Raw genomic sequence first — 14,207 nt, forward strand, 5'->3', positions numbered from 1 at the left:
GCGGAAACGGCCGGAGGCGCGAATCTGCTCCATCCGCACGCCCCGCGGCGGGAACGCTGGGGCGGGCGAGAGTCGCTGCGGGAAAACCGCGTCCAGGGCGTCGGGGCGCGTTGCCGTCCGACATCACTTCGCCTACCTTGCCCAAATCATGAGCATCCCCCCGCCGCCCGGCGACGCCCGGCCCGACTCCGTGCCCGCTTTGCGGTCGCTTGACCTCGGATCTGTGCGGATCGCGACGCCGGTCTATCTCGCGCCCATGTCGGGCGTCACCGACCTGCCCTTCCGCCGGCTCGCCCGCGCCCAGGGCACGGGCATGGTCGTCTCCGAGATGATTGCATCCCAGGCCATGGTCCGGGAGAACCGCCAGACCCTGAAGATGGCGGAGGTCGACGGCTTCGGCGCGCCCTCGGCCGTGCAGCTCGCCGGCTGCGACCCTTCCGTCATGGCCGATGCGGCCCGCCTCGCGGTCGATCGCGGCGCCGCGATCGTCGACATCAATTTCGGCTGCCCCGTGAAGAAGGTCGCGCTCGGCCAGCAGGCCGGCAGCGCGCTGATGCGCGACGAGGCGAAGGCCGCCGCGATCCTCGAGGCGACGGTCAGGGCCGTCCCGGTGCCGGTGACGCTGAAGATGCGCATGGGCTGGGACCATGCCTCGCTGAACGCCCCGCGCCTCGCCCGCATCGCCGAGGATTGCGGCATCCGCCTCGTCACCATCCATGGCCGCACCCGGCAGATGCTCTATACCGGCCAGGCCGACTGGGGCTTCGTGCGGCAGGTGAAGGACGCGGTCTCGATCCCGGTCCTCGTCAATGGCGACATCCTGACCCCGGAGCATGCCGCCGCGGCGCTGCGGCTCTCGGGCGCGGACGGCGTCATGATCGGCCGCGGCTGCTACGGCCGGCCCTGGTTCCCGCGCCAGGTCGCCGACTACCTCCGCACCGGCGTCCTGCCGGCCGAGCCCACGCTCGCCGAGCAGCTCGACATCCTGCTCGCGCATTACCGCGACATGCTCTCGCACCACGGCCGGCAGACCGGGGTGCGGCTCGCCCGCAAGCACGTCGCCTGGTACTCGAAGGGCCTGCCCGGCTCGGCCGAGTTCCGCTCCCGCATCAACCAGGTCGACACGCCCGAGGCGGTGGAGGGGCTGATCCAGGCCTATTACCAGCCGCTGCTCGACAAGGGGCTGGAGCAGGTGCGGGCGGAGTTCCACGCCCGCGGCCATGCCGAAACCCTGGACGAGCGCGGCGAGATGGGGCGCATCGCGGCATGAGCGACGTCCTCTTCTCGCGCCTGCGGCCCGACTCCGTGCGGCCCGCCCGCAACCAGCCGCTGCCGGACGCGGCGGCGATCCTCTCGGCGCTGCCCATGCCGGCGGTGGTGCTGGATGCGGAGAACCGCTTCCGCTACGCCAACCCGGCCGCCGAGATCTTCTTCCAGCTCTCCCTGCCCTCCCTCGCCACGCTCCGGCTCGGCGACCTGCTGCCGGAGGACAGCCGGCTCTTCGCGCTCCTCGCCCAGGTCCGCCAGCATGAGGCGCCGGTCTCCGACCACGACCTGCTGCTGGACAGCCCGCGCCTGCATCGCCGCGGCGTCTCCGCCCATGGCGGCCCGCTGCCGGAGATGCCGGGCGGCGTGGTGCTGACGCTGCAGGACGGCTCCACCGCGCAGATGATGAACCGCCAGCTCAACTTCCTCGGCGCCGCCCGCGGCGCCTCGGCCATGGCGGAGATGCTGGCGCATGAGGTGAAGAACCCGCTCTCGGGCATCCGCGGCGCCGCGCAATTGCTGGAACAGGCCGCCACCGACGACGGCGACCGGGAGCTCTGCCAACTCATCCAGGACGAGGCCGACCGCATCCGCGGCCTGGTGGACCGGATGGACATGTTCTCCGACCGCCCCGTGGAGCTCGGCCCGGTGAACATCCACCAGGTGCTCGACCACGTGAAGCGCGTCGCCCAGACCGGCTTCGCCACGCATCTGCGCATGGTCGAGGATTACGACCCCTCCCTGCCGCAGGTCTGGGGCAACCGCGACCAGCTCGTGCAGGTCCTGCTGAACCTGGTGAAGAATGCCGCCGAGGCCGTCGATCCACTGGGCGGGGAGATCGTCCTCTCCACCGCTTATCACCACGGCGTCCGGATCGCCGTGCCGGGGAGCCGGGAGCGCGTGCACCTGCCGCTGCAGGTGAGCGTTCGCGACAATGGCCCCGGGATCCCCGAGAACGTGCGCGCCACCCTGTTCGAGCCCTTCGTGACGACGAAGCGCGGCGGCCAGGGCCTCGGCCTCGCGCTGGTCGCCAAGCTGGTCGCCGACCAGGGTGGCCTCATCGAGTGCGACAGCCGCCCGGGCCGCACCGTCTTCCGCCTTTCGCTGGCCATGCCGCCCAGCGCGCCGCGCCGCGCCGAGGCCGTGAAGGGCCCCGGCATCCGCCCCAAGGGTCGATGATGAACGACAGCCGTACCATCCTGGTCGCCGATGACGACCGGGCCATCAGAACCGTGCTCAGTCAGGCACTCGGACGCTCCGGCTACCAGGTGCGCGCCACCTCCTCCGCTTCCACCCTCTGGCGCTGGGTGGAGGATGGCGAGGGCGACCTGGTCATCACCGACGTGGTCATGCCGGACGAGAACGGCCTCGACCTGGTGCCGCGGATCAAGCGGGTGCGGCCCGACCTGCGCGTCGTGGTGATGAGCGCCCAGTCCACCTTCATGACGGCGCTGAAGGCCGCCCAGCGCGGCGCCTTCGAATACCTCCCCAAGCCCTTCGACCTGAAGGAGCTGCTGGCGGTGGTGGAACGGGCGCTCGCCGCCCCCGCCGCCCCGCCGGCCGAGGAGGAGGGCGAGGAGGCCGGGGAGCGCCTGCCGCTGGTCGGCCGCAGCCCGGCCATGCAGGAGATCTACCGCACCGTCGCGCGGCTCACGACCACCGACCTGACGGTGATGATCACCGGCGAGTCGGGCACCGGCAAGGAGCTGGTCGCGCGCGCCCTGCACGACTATGGCCGCCGCCGCGGCGGCCCCTTCGTCGCCATCAACATGGCCGCCATCCCGCGCGAGCTGATCGAGAGCGAGCTCTTCGGCCATGAGCGCGGCGCCTTCACCGGCGCGCTCAACCGCGGCATCGGCCGCTTCGAGCAGGCGGCCGGCGGCACCCTCTTCCTCGACGAGATCGGCGACATGCCGCCCGAGGCGCAGACCCGCCTGCTGCGCGTCCTGCAGGAGGGCGAGTTCACCACCGTCGGCGGCCGCAACCCGATCAAGGCGAATGTCCGCATCGTCGCCGCCACCCACCGCGACCTGCGGCAGTCCATCCGGCAAGGCTTGTTCCGCGAGGACCTCTTCTACCGCCTGAACGTCGTGCCCATCCGCCTGCCCCCGCTGCGCGAGCGGCTGGAGGACATCCCGCTGCTCGCCCGCCACTTCCTCGACCGCGCCCGCACCGCCGGCCTGCCGCAGAAGCAGCTCAGCGGGGAGGCGGTGGAGCGGCTGAAGGGCCATTCCTGGCCGGGCAATGCCCGCGAGCTCGAGAACCTGATGCGCCGCCTCGCGGCCCTCTACCCGCAGGAGACCATCGACGCCGAGGCGGTCAGCGCCGAGCTGTCCGAGGCCGAGCCGCCGGCCGAGGCCGGCGCCCGCGGGCCGGAGACGCTGGAGCAGGCGGTCGAGCGCCACCTCAAGGCCTTCGTCTCGGCGCAGAAGGACGGGCTGCCGGTGCGCGACCTCTATGACCGGGTGCTCGCCGAGGTGGAGCGGCCGCTGCTGCGGCTCGTCCTCGGCGCGACGCGCGGCAACCAGATCAAGGCGGCCGCCATGCTCGGCCTCAACCGCAACACGCTGCGCAAGAAGATCCGCGAGCTCGACCTGCCCGTGGTGCGCGGGCTCGGCTGATGCCGGTCCTGCGCCCGGCGGCGCGGCGGGAGGCGGAGGCGCCGGAGGCGGCGCCCGGGCGGCGCGGCCTGCTCCGCCGCGTCGCCGATATCCTGCTCGGCCGGGGGATGACGCTCGGGCTCGCGGTCGGGGCGCTGCTGCTCGGCATCGCCACCTTCGCCGTGCTCTCCAATGCCAGCCCCTTCGGCCCGACCCGGCCGGGGGTCGAGCTGGCGATGATGCTGGTCAGCGTCCTCGTGCTCTGCCTGCTCGGCGCCTCGCTCGCCGGCCGGCTGGTGCGGGTCTGGGCGGAGCGGCGTCGCGGCTCGGCCGGCGCCCGGCTGCATGTGCGCCTGGTCATGCTGTTCAGCGTGGTCTCGGTGGTGCCTTCCATCCTGGTCGCCGGCTTTGCGGCAGCCTTCTTCAACCTTGGCATCCAGGCCTGGTTCGGCGACCGGGTGCGGACGGCGCTCGAGGCCAGCCGCCAGGTCGCGCAGGCCTATCTGGAGGAGCACCGCAACAACATCCGCGGCGATGCGCTGGCCATGGCCAACGACCTGAACCGCGCCGGCAGCCTGCTGCTGGCCGACCAGGGCCGGACCTTCGCCCAGGTGCTGGCGACCCACACGCTGCTGCGCGGCCTGACCGAGGCGGTGGTCTTCGACCCGACGCTCCGCCGCCCCATGGCGCAGTATGGCCCGACCGCCAATTTCGAGCTCGACCCGCCGCCCGACTGGGCCATCGACATCGCCCGGCAGGGCGATGTCGCGGTCCTGCCCGACGAGCAATCGGGCCGCGTCCGCGCGGTGGTTGCGCTCGACAGCCGGCCGATGCTGATGCTGGCGATCGGCCGCCCCGTCGACCCGGAGGTGGTGAACAACCAGCAGCGGGCGGAGCGCGAGGTCGCGCAGTACGAGCAGCTCGACCGCAACCGCTACGGCTTGCAGTTCACCTTCATCATGATCTTCGCCGTGGCCGCGCTGCTGGTGCTGCTGGCGGCGGTACTGATCGGCCTGGTGCTCGCCAACCAGCTCGCCCGGCCGATCGGGCGGCTGATCGTCGCGGCGGAGCGCGTGCGGGCGGGCGACCTGGCCACGCGCGTCGAGGAGTCGGCGACCGACGAGGAACTGTCGAGCCTCACCCGCGCCTTCAATCGCATGACCAACCAGCTTGCCGCCCAGCGCTCGGAGCTGATGCAGGCCTATCGGCAGATCGACGACCGCCGCCGCTTCACCGAGACGGTGCTGGCCGGCGTCTCCGCCGGGGTGGTCGGGCTGGAGCCCGATGGCCGCATCAACCTGCCCAACCGTCGCGCGAGCGAGCTGCTGGGCCTCGACCTCGACGCCGCGATCGGCCTGCCGATGGCGGCCGTCGCGCCGGAATTCGCCCCGCTGCTGCGGGGGACGGCCGAGGAGGATGCGGCGGGCCCGGCGCGGCCGGGCACGGCCGAGATCCGGATCGGCCCGCCCTCCAACCGCCGGACGCTGCTGGCCCAGGTCGGCACGGAATGGCTGGCGGCACCGGAGGGCGACGCGCCGCGCGTCGCCGGCTATGTCCTCACCTTCGACGACATCACCGAGCTGCTGAGCGCCCAGCGCAAGGCGGCCTGGGCCGATGTCGCCCGGCGCATCGCGCACGAGATCAAGAATCCCCTCACCCCGATCCAGCTCTCGGCGGAGCGGCTGAAGCGGCGCTACCTCAAGGAGATCCAGTCGGACCCCGACACCTTCAGGGCCTGCACCGACACCATCGTCCGCCAGGTCGGCGACATCGGCCGGATGGTGGACGAGTTCAGCGCCTTCGCCCGCATGCCCCAGCCGGTGATCCGGCCGGAGGATCTGGGCCAGGTGGTGCGGGAGGCGCTGGTGCTGCAGCGCGATGCGCATCCCGAGCTGGAGTACCGAATCGAGCTGCCCGAGGCGGCGCCGATGGTCCCCTGCGACCGCCGCCTGCTGGGCCAGGCGCTGACGAATCTGCTGCAGAATGCGGCGGATGCGATATCCATGCGTGCGCAGGCGGAGGCCCTTGATGCACCGTCGCGCGCACCGGGGGAGGTCATCGGACACATCACCGTGCGCATCGAGCCGGGCGAGGACATGGTGGCGATAGCGGTGGAGGATGACGGAATAGGCCTGCCGCAGGGCGAGGAGCGCGAGCGGCTGGCGGAACCCTATGTGACGCACAAGGCGAAGGGGACGGGGCTCGGGCTTGCCATCGTGAAGAAGATCATGGAGGACCATGGCGGCAGGCTGGGGCTGGAGGACAGGCCCCGCGATCCGGCCTCCGATTCGGCCTCCGGCGGGGCCCGGGCCACCTTGACCCTGCCCTGGCGGCCGGCGCAGGACCGGCCTATGGCAAGCGAGACTGACCGTCCGGACGGGAGCATGAGGCGCGCGCATGGCGCATGAGATCCTGATCGTCGACGACGAGCCGGACATCCGCGCCCTGATCGAGGGCATCCTGACGGATGAGGGCTACGAGACGCGGCAGGCCCACAACAGCGACACGGCGCTCGCGGCCTTCAAGCAGCGGCGCCCCTCGCTGGTGGTGCTCGACATCTGGCTGCAGAACTCCAGGCTCGACGGCCTGGGCATCCTGAACGCCCTGGCGCGGGAGGAGCCGCAGGTCCCGGTGGTGATGATCTCCGGCCACGGCACCATCGAGACCGCGGTGCGGGCGATCCAGCAGGGCGCCTACGACTTCATCGAGAAGCCCTTCAACTCCGACCGGTTGCTGCTGGTCGTCGCCCGCGCGCTGGAGGCGGCGCGGCTGCGGCGGGAGAATTCCGAGCTCAAGCTGCGCGCCGGGCCGGAGACGGAGCTGGTCGGCATCTCGCAGTCGATCAACCAGCTCCGCGGGGCGATCGAGCGGGTCGCGCCCACCGGCTCGCGCGTGCTGATCACCGGCCCCGCCGGATCGGGCAAGGAGGTCGCGGCGCGCATGATCCATGCCCGCAGCCGCCGCAACGACGGGCCCTTCGTCGCGCTGAACTGCGCGACCCTGAACCCCGGCCGCTTCGAGGAGGAGTTGTTCGGCCTTGAGGCTGGCACCGACCCCCTCGCCCAGCCGCGCCGCGCCGGCGTGCTGGAGCGCGCCCATGGCGGCACGCTGCTGCTCGACGAGGTCGCCGACATGCCGCTGGAGACCCAGGGCAAGATCGTGCGCGCGCTGCAGGAGCAGGGCTTCGAGCGCGTCGGCGGCGCGACCCGCGTCAGGGTGGATGTCCGCGTGCTGGCCACCACCAACCGCGACCTGCAGGCGGAGATCGCGGCTGGTCGCTTCCGCGAGGATCTCTACTACCGTCTCGCCGTGGTGCCGCTGAAGATCCCCTCGCTCCGCGAGCGGCGGGAGGATGTGCCGGCGCTGGCGCGGCACTTCATGGGCCGCTCGGGCGAGCTGTCGGGCATGCCGGCGCGCGAACTCGCCGAGGACACGCTGGCGGCGCTGCAGGCCTATGACTGGCCGGGCAATGTGCGGCAGCTCCGCAACCTGATCGACTGGCTGCTGATCATGGCGCCGGGCGAGGCGCGCGACCCGATCCGCGCCGACATGCTGCCGCCCGAGGTGGGCTCGGCGGCGCCGGCCATGCTCAAGCTCGACCGCAGCAGCGAGATCATGACCCTGCCGCTGCGCGAGGCGCGCGAGCTCTTCGAGAAGCAGTACCTCGAGGCGCAGCTCCTCCGCTTCGGCGGCAATATCAGCCGCACCGCAAATTTCGTCGGCATGGAGCGGAGCGCGCTGCACCGGAAGCTGAAATTCCTCGGCGTGCAGGCCGAGGACCGCGCCCCGGCCCAGGCCGCCGCGGCGGCGGCGGCGAGCCCGATGTAGGAACCGGCGCGGCTGCGTCCGGCACCGGCCTCAGGGCTGGTCGAAGACGGGGCCGTGCGGCAGGTCCGGCGCGAAGCCGGCGAAGGGCGCGGCGAGTTCCGCCGGCCAGTGGGCCGTCCGGGCCGGCGCCAGGTAGACCGGGGCGCCGTCCTCCAGCAGCATCAGGAAGAGCCGCTCCGTCTCCGCATCCACGGCGATGAAGAGCCCGTGCCGGGCGCAGCCCGGCTGCGGCGCCGGGTCGCCGCAGCCCCAGCCGGTCAGCCAGCGCCCCGCCTGCAGCGCGACGGGCGGCCCGGGCAGCCGCAGCCCCTCATAGACCTTCTGCTGCGAACCCCGGGCGGCACCCCGCAGCGGGGTGGCGACGGCGGGATGCGCGGCCAATTGCACCATGCTGCCGCCCGCAAGCGCCCGGAGCGAATCGGCATCGGGCGAGGCGGCGCCGGCCGGCACCGCCAGGAGCGCGAGGAGAAGCCCGAGGCGGCCCGGAAACCGGGCGGGGCGCGTCAGGCCTTGGCGCCGGCGTCGTTGGCGCCGACCGGCTTCAGCACGTCGCCGATGGTCTGGCGCAGCACGCTGACGCGGACATTGGGGGCGATCTCCACCTCCACCTCGTCCACGCCCTCCTTCACCGTGGTGACCTTGCCGATGATGCCGCCCGCAGTCAGCACGCGGTCGCCGCGCTTCAGCTTCGAGAGCAGCTCCTTATGCTCCTTCTGCTTCTTCTGCTGCGGGCGGATCAGCAGGAAGTAGAAGACCGCGAAGATCAGCAGCAGGGGCGCGATCTGGGTGACGAGCGCCAGCCCGCCTCCGGCGGCATCCTGCGCATAGGCGGGGGAGATCAGCATCCCGGCACTGTCCTTTTGGTTCCGGCTCTTGCCGCGTGGGGCGGGCGCAAACTAGCTTCCGCCCCCTTCGCGTCAAGTGCGGCCCCAAGCTCCGGAATTCACCATGGACACTGCCCTGATCATCCGCCTCGTGGAGGCGCTGGAGCGCCTGGCGCCGCCGCCGCCGCCCGCCCCGCGCCTGGACGGGGCCGATGCCTTCGTCTGGCACCCGGCGCCCGTGCCGCGCCTCGTCCCGGTGCCGAAGGTCTCGCGCGTCGAGATCGCGCTGCTGCAGGGCATCGACCGGCAGAAGGACCTGCTGCTGGCCAATACGCTGCGCTTCGCCCGCGGCTTCCCCGCCAACAACGTCATGCTCTGGGGCGCGCGCGGCATGGGGAAATCCTCGCTGGTCAAGGCCGCGCATGCCGCCGCGAATGCCGAGGTCCCCGGCAGCCTCGCGCTGATCGAGATCCACCGCGAGGACATCCGTACCCTGCCGGACCTGCTGAACATCCTCCGCGCGCAGGACCGCCGCACGCTGGTCTTCTGCGACGACCTCTCCTTCGAGAAGGAGGATGCCGACTACAAGGCGCTGAAATCCGTCCTCGACGGCGGCATCGAGGGGCGGCCGCCCAACGTGCTGTTCTACGCGACATCCAACCGCCGCCACCTGATGCCGCGCGACATGATCGAGAACGAGCGCAGCACGGCCATCAACCCGGCCGAGGCGGTGGAGGAGAAGGTTTCCCTGAGTGACCGCTTCGGGCTGTGGATCGGCTTTCACAACTGCGACCAGCCGACCTATTTCGCGATGGTCGAGGGCTATGCGCAGGCGCTCGGCATCGAGGTCGGCGGGGAAGAGTTGCGGCGGCAGGCCAACGAGTGGTCCGTCACCCGCGGCGGCCGCTCCGGCCGCGTCGCCTGGCAGTTCATCCAGGACCTCGCGGGGCGGATGGGCGTCGCGATCGGCTGAGGCTGTTCGGGCCGACTTTCGCTGCCGGCCCGAACCGCCTAGCGGCGCCCGGCCGGTCAGGCCGGCCCGATCCGCTCCAGGCCGCGCATCCAGGGCCGCAGCACCTTCGGCACCAGCACGCTGCCGTCCTCCTGCTGGTGCGTCTCCAGCACCGCGATCAGGGCGCGGCCGACCGCGACGCCGGAGCCGTTCAGGGTGTGCAGGAAGACGTTCGGCTTCTTCCCCTCCGGGCCCTCGGCCGGCTTCATGCGGGCATTCATCCGCCGCGCCTGGAAATCCCGGCAGTTGGAGCAGGAGGAGATCTCCCGCCAGGCCCCCTGCCCCGGCAGCCAGACCTCGAGGTCGTAGGTCTTGGCCGCGCCGAAGCCGGTATCGCCGGAGCAGAGCAGCACCCGCCGCCAGGTCAGGCCAAGCTCGGTCAGCACGCGCTCGGCGCAGCGCGTCATGCGCTCGTGCTCCGCCTCGCTCTCCTCCGGCCGGGTGACGCTGACCAGCTCGACCTTCTGGAACTGGTGCTGGCGGAGCATGCCGCGGGTGTCGCGGCCGGCGCTGCCGGCCTCCGAGCGGAAGCAGGGCGAGAGCGCGGTGTAGCGTTGGGGCAGCGAGGCTTCCGGGACGATCTCGTCCCGGACGATGTTGGTCAGCGGGATCTCGGCGGTCGGGATCAGGTAGCGGCCATCGGTGGTCTTGAAGAGGTCTTCCTCGAATTTCGGCAACTGCCCGGTGCCATAGACCGTCGCCGCATTCACCAGGTAGGGCACCGCGGTCTCGGTATAGCCGTGCTCCTCCGTGTGCAGCGCCAGCATCCACTGCGCCAGCGCCCGTTCCAGCCGCGCCAGGGCGCCGGTCAGCACCGTGAAGCGCGCGCCGGCGAGCTTGGCGGCGGTGGCGAAGTCCATCAGGCCGAGCGCCTCGCCGATCTCGAAATGCTGCTTCGGCGCGAAGTTCGGCCGGGGCGGCTCGCCATGCTGGTGCAGGACGATGTTGTCGGCCTCGTCCTTGCCGTCCGGCACCGCGGGGTCGAGGATATTGGGCAGCGCCTCGAGGATCGCGGTCTGCGCCCGCTCGGCCTCGGCGGCGGCGGCCTCAAGCGCCGCCATCTCGTCGCGCAGTAGCACGCCCTCGGCCTCCAGCGCCACGGTGCTGGCGCCGCCCTTCTTGGCCTGGCCGATCTCCCGGGCGAGCGCGTTGCGCCGGGCCTGCTTCTCCTGCAGGGCCTGCAACGCGCTCCGGCGGGCGGCGTCCTGCGCCAGGATCTCCGCCGAGACCGGCGGCAGCCCGCGCCGCGCCATGGCGGCGTCGAAGGCGGCCGGGTCGGCGCGCACGGTGCGGATGTCATGCATGGCTCAGGTCCCGGGACTCTCAGGGCGGGGGGCCGGGGCCTGGCCTTGGCCCCGGCGGGAGGGCGGCCCCCGTCGAAGGCGCCACTGCCCTCCACGGGGACCGGGGGCGAGGGCGGAGCCCCCGCTACTTGGTACCGGTCGCGTCCGGCTTCTTCGGCGCCATCCAGGTCGCCGCCAGGATCGAGATCTCGTACAGCGCGAGCAGCGGCACCGCGAGTCCGATCTGGCTGATGATGTCCGGCGGCGTCAGCACCGCGGCGACGACGAACATGCCGACGATGGCGTAGCGCCGGCCCTTCCGCAGCGTCGCCACCTCCAGGATGCCGACGCGGCAGAGCAGCGTCAGCAGCACCGGCAATTGGAAGGCGACGCCGAAGGCCAGGATCATCTGCATGACCAGCGAGAGGTACTCGCTGACCTTGGCCTCGAGCTGGATGGGCAGCGTGCCCTCGCCCGGCGGCGTCTCGAAGGTGATGAAGAAGCGCCAGGCGAGCGGGAAGATGAAGTAGTAGGCCAGCGCCGCGCCCGCGACGAAGAGGAAGGGCGAGGCGACCAGGAAGGGCATGATCGCCTTCTTCTCGCTCCGATAGAGGCCGGGCGCGACAAACAGCCAGAGCTGCGTCGCCCACATCGGGAAGCTGAAGAAGACCGCGCCGAAGAAGGCCACCTTCAGGTAGGTGAAGAAGGCTTCGTAGAGGGCGGTGAAGATCATCCGCCGGTCGCCGCCGCCCTGGTGCTGCAGGATGTCGGCCAGCGGCCGCGCCAGGAAGCCGTAGATCTGGGCGGAGAAGTAGTAGCAGAGGGCGAAGGCGAGCGCGAAGGCGCCGACCGACCAGAGGAGCCGCGTGCGCAGCTCCTTCAGGTGGTCGAGCAGCGGCATCGGCTTGTCGTCGATGGAATCTTCCGGGTCGCGCGGCACGGGCGTGATGCTCAGGTCTTCTGGATCGTCGCCGGCTCGACCGCCGGCTGGGGTGCAGGCTTAGCCGGCGGGACGAAGGCGGGCGCGGGCGCCGGCTCGGCCGCGACCGGCGCGGGGGCCGGCGGCGCGGGCGCATAGGCCGGCGGGATGAACGAGGGCGCGGCCTTCGGCGGCTCGGCGCTGCCGGACGCGGCGCCGGCGGGCGGCGCGGCGGCTGGCGCGGCGTAATCCGCCTTCAGCGGATCCTCGGTGAAGGTCTTGCGGATCGAGCCGTCGGCATCCACCGCCTTCTCGATCGTGTTCTTGATGTTGAAGCTGCGGATCTCGTTGATCGAGTTGCGGACCTCGTCGAGATTCGCCTCGCGCACCAGCTCATCCGCCTGGCTCTGGAACTCGCCGGCCATGCGGCGCAGCTTCTGGACGCCGCGCGCGAGGCCGCGGATGGCCTCCGGCAGGTCCTTCGGGCCGATGACGACGAGCGCCACGACACCGATCAACGCGATCTCTGACCAGGCTAGGTCGAACATGACGTCTCCGGCCGCGGACCGGGAGGGGAGCCCCCCGGCGCCGCAAGGCCGCCTCCGTTAGCAGGAACCCCGGGGTCCAACAATCTGTGCCGCCCTATCTAGGGTGCCGCGGGCGGGAATACGAAGGCGCGCTCCGGATCCATCGCAACCGTCACCCGCTGTCCACGCGAGAGGCGGATACCGGGCGGCAGCCGCGCATGCAGGTGCAGCAGGCCGCCCGCGCCGTCGGCGACCGCGAGGTGGACGAGGGTGGTCGCGCCGAGCAGGCGGCAGGCCTCGACCTCGGCCGGCGTCCCGCCCTCCTCCTGCACGCGCAGCCCCTCCGGCCGCAGCAGCACCTCGGCCGGGCCTTCCGCGAGGTCGGCACCGGGGCGGAGCGGCAGCGGGCCGATCGCGGTCTCCGCCCGGGCGCCGCGGATCCGCGCGGGCAGGCGGTTCACCTCGCCGAGGAAGGTGGCGACGAAGGGATCCGCCGGCGCCAGGTAGAGCTCCTCCGGCCGGCCGAGCTGGATGACGCGCCCCTCCTGCATCAGGGCGATCCGGTCGGCGAGGAACATCGCCTCCTCCGCATCGTGGGTCACGATCATGGCCGGGATGCCGGCGCTCTGGAGGACGTGCAGGGTGTCGTCGCGGACCTGCTCCCGCAGCCTGGCATCGAGGGAGGCGAAGGCCTCGTCCAGCAGCACCACCTGCGGTCGCGGCGCCAGCGCCCGAGCCAGCGCCACCCGCTGCTGCTGCCCGCCCGAGAGCATGTGGGGATAGGCATGGGCGTAGGTCTCAAGCCCGACGCGCGCCAGCGCCTCGGTCACCGCCCAGGGCCGCTCGCCGCGCGGGATGCGGTGCAGGCCGAAGGCGACGTTCTCGGCGACGGTCAGGTGCGGGAAGAGCGCGTAGTCCTGGAAGACGAAGCCGACATGGCGCTGCTCCGGCGGCACCTCCCGCCCCTTCTCGCCGACCAGCGCGCCGCCGAGTTCGATCCGGCCGGCCTGCAATTCCTCGAGCCCCGCGACCAGGCGCAGCAGTGTGGTCTTGCCGCAGCCCGAGGGGCCGAGGAGGCAGAGGATCTCGCCGGGGCGCACATGCAGATCCACGCCGCGCAGGATCTCCCGTTGGCCGAAGGCGTGGCGGATGCCGGTCAGACGAAGGCTCATGCCGGCGCGTTAGCGGGAACGGGACACAGCGGGAAGATCTGCGCCAAACTCCCAGAAAGCGATGATGGGGGGCCCGGGGGGAAGAAGTGCCTTCTTCCCCCCGTCTTCACCCGGCAGGCGCCGCCAGCAGAGGGCTGCCCGGCTCGTTCACCAGTTCCTCCCGCCGCGGCAGGTCGGAAAGCGCCCGCAGGCCGAACTGCTCGAGGAATTTCGGCGTGGTGCCCCAAAGGCTCGGGCGTCCCGGCACCTCCTTGCGGCCGCGCGGGGCGATCAGGCCCATCTCCAGCAGCGACTCCAGGGTGCTCTGGGAGAGGCTGGCGCCGCGGATCTCCTCGATCTCGGCCCGGGTGACGGGCTGGTGGTAGGCGATGATCGCCAGCGTCTCCATGGCGGCGCGCGGCAGGCGGCGCGGGACCTCGACCACCCGGGTCAGGGCGGGGGCGAGTTCGGGCGCGGTGCGGAAGGCGAAGCCGCCGGCGACCTCGACAAGCTGCACCGGACGGTCCGCGCATTGCGCGGCGAGCGCGGTGAGGACGGCGCGGGCCTCGACCCCCGGCGGCAGGGCCTGCTGCAGGCGCTGTGGCGTGACCGGGCGATCGCTGGCGAAGACCAGCGCCTCGGCGAGGCGGAGCGCGTGCGCGAAGAGGGCCGGGTCGGGCGGCGGGAAGGCGCCGCCCATGCTTGCCGCCGCCTCGGTCACCGCCGGCGGCGCCTCGGCCGCGGCTTCGGCGGCTTCGGCGGCTTCGGCGGCTTCGGCGGCTTCGGCGGCTTCGGCG

The 14,207-nt window shown here is 72.2% G+C and carries 13 protein-coding genes; 6 read left to right on the forward strand and 7 right to left on the reverse strand.

Features of this window, described 5'->3' with window-relative positions; translation table 11 throughout:
• The first annotated feature begins 148 nt into the window (after positions 1-148).
• The 5 genes from dusB to ntrX are packed head-to-tail and all read left to right on the forward strand — an operon-like array spanning position 149 to position 7,694.
• The gene (dusB, locus tag Q7A36_RS09885; protein WP_305103517.1) at positions 149-1,270 is read left to right on the forward strand and encodes a tRNA dihydrouridine synthase DusB; all 1,122 of its coding nucleotides are present in this window, start codon (positions 149-151) and stop codon (positions 1,268-1,270) included.
• On the forward strand, positions 1,267-2,445 hold the full coding sequence (locus Q7A36_RS09890) for a two-component system sensor histidine kinase NtrB (RefSeq protein ID WP_305103518.1): 1,179 nt from the start codon (positions 1,267-1,269) through the stop codon (positions 2,443-2,445). Before dusB ends, Q7A36_RS09890 begins: the two co-directional genes overlap by 4 nt.
• The gene (ntrC, locus tag Q7A36_RS09895) at positions 2,445-3,887 is read left to right on the forward strand and encodes a nitrogen regulation protein NR(I) (protein WP_305103519.1); all 1,443 of its coding nucleotides are present in this window, start codon (positions 2,445-2,447) and stop codon (positions 3,885-3,887) included. The genes Q7A36_RS09890 and ntrC overlap by 1 nt, the downstream gene beginning before the upstream one ends.
• Complete coding sequence (locus tag Q7A36_RS09900; protein ID WP_305103520.1) at positions 3,887-6,274, forward strand: sensor histidine kinase NtrY-like; 2,388 nt, start codon at positions 3,887-3,889, stop codon at positions 6,272-6,274. The genes ntrC and Q7A36_RS09900 overlap by 1 nt, the downstream gene beginning before the upstream one ends.
• Entirely contained in the window at positions 6,264-7,694 is a 1,431-nt protein-coding gene (ntrX, locus tag Q7A36_RS09905; RefSeq protein WP_305103521.1) for a nitrogen assimilation response regulator NtrX, read from the forward strand. The genes Q7A36_RS09900 and ntrX overlap by 11 nt, the downstream gene beginning before the upstream one ends.
• Before the next feature lie 30 nt (positions 7,695-7,724).
• On the opposite strand, the gene Q7A36_RS09910 is transcribed toward ntrX, so the two are convergent.
• Positions 7,725-8,084, reverse strand: coding sequence for a hypothetical protein (locus Q7A36_RS09910; RefSeq protein ID WP_305103522.1), 360 nt, complete (start codon positions 8,082-8,084; stop codon positions 7,725-7,727).
• Between the two features lie 113 nt (positions 8,085-8,197).
• Positions 8,198-8,539, reverse strand: a complete 342-nt coding sequence (yajC, locus tag Q7A36_RS09915; RefSeq protein ID WP_305103523.1) for a preprotein translocase subunit YajC — start codon at positions 8,537-8,539, stop codon at positions 8,198-8,200.
• A gap of 103 nt (positions 8,540-8,642) precedes the next feature.
• Here yajC and Q7A36_RS09920 point away from each other — a divergent pair, with 103 nt between their 5' ends.
• Positions 8,643-9,491 (forward strand): ATP-binding protein, encoded by an 849-nt coding sequence (locus Q7A36_RS09920; RefSeq protein ID WP_305103524.1) that lies wholly within the window; start codon positions 8,643-8,645, stop codon positions 9,489-9,491.
• A gap of 56 nt (positions 9,492-9,547) precedes the next feature.
• Here the strand turns inward: Q7A36_RS09920 and serS are convergent, their stop codons facing one another.
• The 5 genes from serS to scpB form a co-directional block, all read right to left on the reverse strand.
• Positions 9,548-10,834, reverse strand: a complete 1,287-nt coding sequence (serS, locus tag Q7A36_RS09925; RefSeq protein WP_305103525.1) for a serine--tRNA ligase — start codon at positions 10,832-10,834, stop codon at positions 9,548-9,550.
• Positions 10,835-10,958: 124 nt separating this feature from the next.
• Positions 10,959-11,753, reverse strand: a complete 795-nt coding sequence (tatC, locus tag Q7A36_RS09930) for a twin-arginine translocase subunit TatC (RefSeq protein WP_305103526.1) — start codon at positions 11,751-11,753, stop codon at positions 10,959-10,961.
• A gap of 11 nt (positions 11,754-11,764) precedes the next feature.
• Positions 11,765-12,280 (reverse strand): Sec-independent protein translocase protein TatB, encoded by a 516-nt coding sequence (tatB, locus tag Q7A36_RS09935; RefSeq protein ID WP_305103527.1) that lies wholly within the window; start codon positions 12,278-12,280, stop codon positions 11,765-11,767.
• Positions 12,281-12,378: 98 nt separating this feature from the next.
• Positions 12,379-13,431: an ABC transporter ATP-binding protein gene (locus Q7A36_RS09940; RefSeq protein WP_305103528.1), complete on the reverse strand. Its 1,053-nt coding sequence runs from the start codon at positions 13,429-13,431 to the stop codon at positions 12,379-12,381.
• Positions 13,432-13,537: 106 nt separating this feature from the next.
• The coding region (scpB, locus tag Q7A36_RS09945; protein ID WP_370655646.1) for an SMC-Scp complex subunit ScpB at positions 13,538-14,207 on the reverse strand (670 nt) is incomplete at its 5' end.

This window comes from Paracraurococcus lichenis (assembly GCF_030657435.1).
In the GTDB taxonomy this organism is placed as follows: Bacteria; Pseudomonadota; Alphaproteobacteria; order Acetobacterales; family Acetobacteraceae; genus Paracraurococcus; species Paracraurococcus lichenis.

Coding starts and splice junctions, on each gene's coding strand:
- Q7A36_RS09940 (WP_305103528.1), bottom strand. CDS start 13,431: ATGAGCCTTCGTCTGACCGGCATCCGCCACGCCTTCGGCCAACGGGAG.
- serS (WP_305103525.1), bottom strand. CDS start 10,834: ATGCATGACATCCGCACCGTGCGCGCCGACCCGGCCGCCTTCGACGCC.
- dusB (WP_305103517.1), top strand. CDS start 149: ATGAGCATCCCCCCGCCGCCCGGCGACGCCCGGCCCGACTCCGTGCCC.
- ntrC (WP_305103519.1), top strand. CDS start 2,445: ATGAACGACAGCCGTACCATCCTGGTCGCCGATGACGACCGGGCCATC.
- yajC (WP_305103523.1), bottom strand. CDS start 8,539: ATGCTGATCTCCCCCGCCTATGCGCAGGATGCCGCCGGAGGCGGGCTG.
- Q7A36_RS09910 (WP_305103522.1), bottom strand. CDS start 8,084: ATGGTGCAATTGGCCGCGCATCCCGCCGTCGCCACCCCGCTGCGGGGT.
- ntrX (WP_305103521.1), top strand. CDS start 6,264: ATGGCGCATGAGATCCTGATCGTCGACGACGAGCCGGACATCCGCGCC.
- Q7A36_RS09900 (WP_305103520.1), top strand. CDS start 3,887: ATGCCGGTCCTGCGCCCGGCGGCGCGGCGGGAGGCGGAGGCGCCGGAG.
- Q7A36_RS09920 (WP_305103524.1), top strand. CDS start 8,643: ATGGACACTGCCCTGATCATCCGCCTCGTGGAGGCGCTGGAGCGCCTG.
- Q7A36_RS09890 (WP_305103518.1), top strand. CDS start 1,267: ATGAGCGACGTCCTCTTCTCGCGCCTGCGGCCCGACTCCGTGCGGCCC.
- tatB (WP_305103527.1), bottom strand. CDS start 12,280: ATGTTCGACCTAGCCTGGTCAGAGATCGCGTTGATCGGTGTCGTGGCG.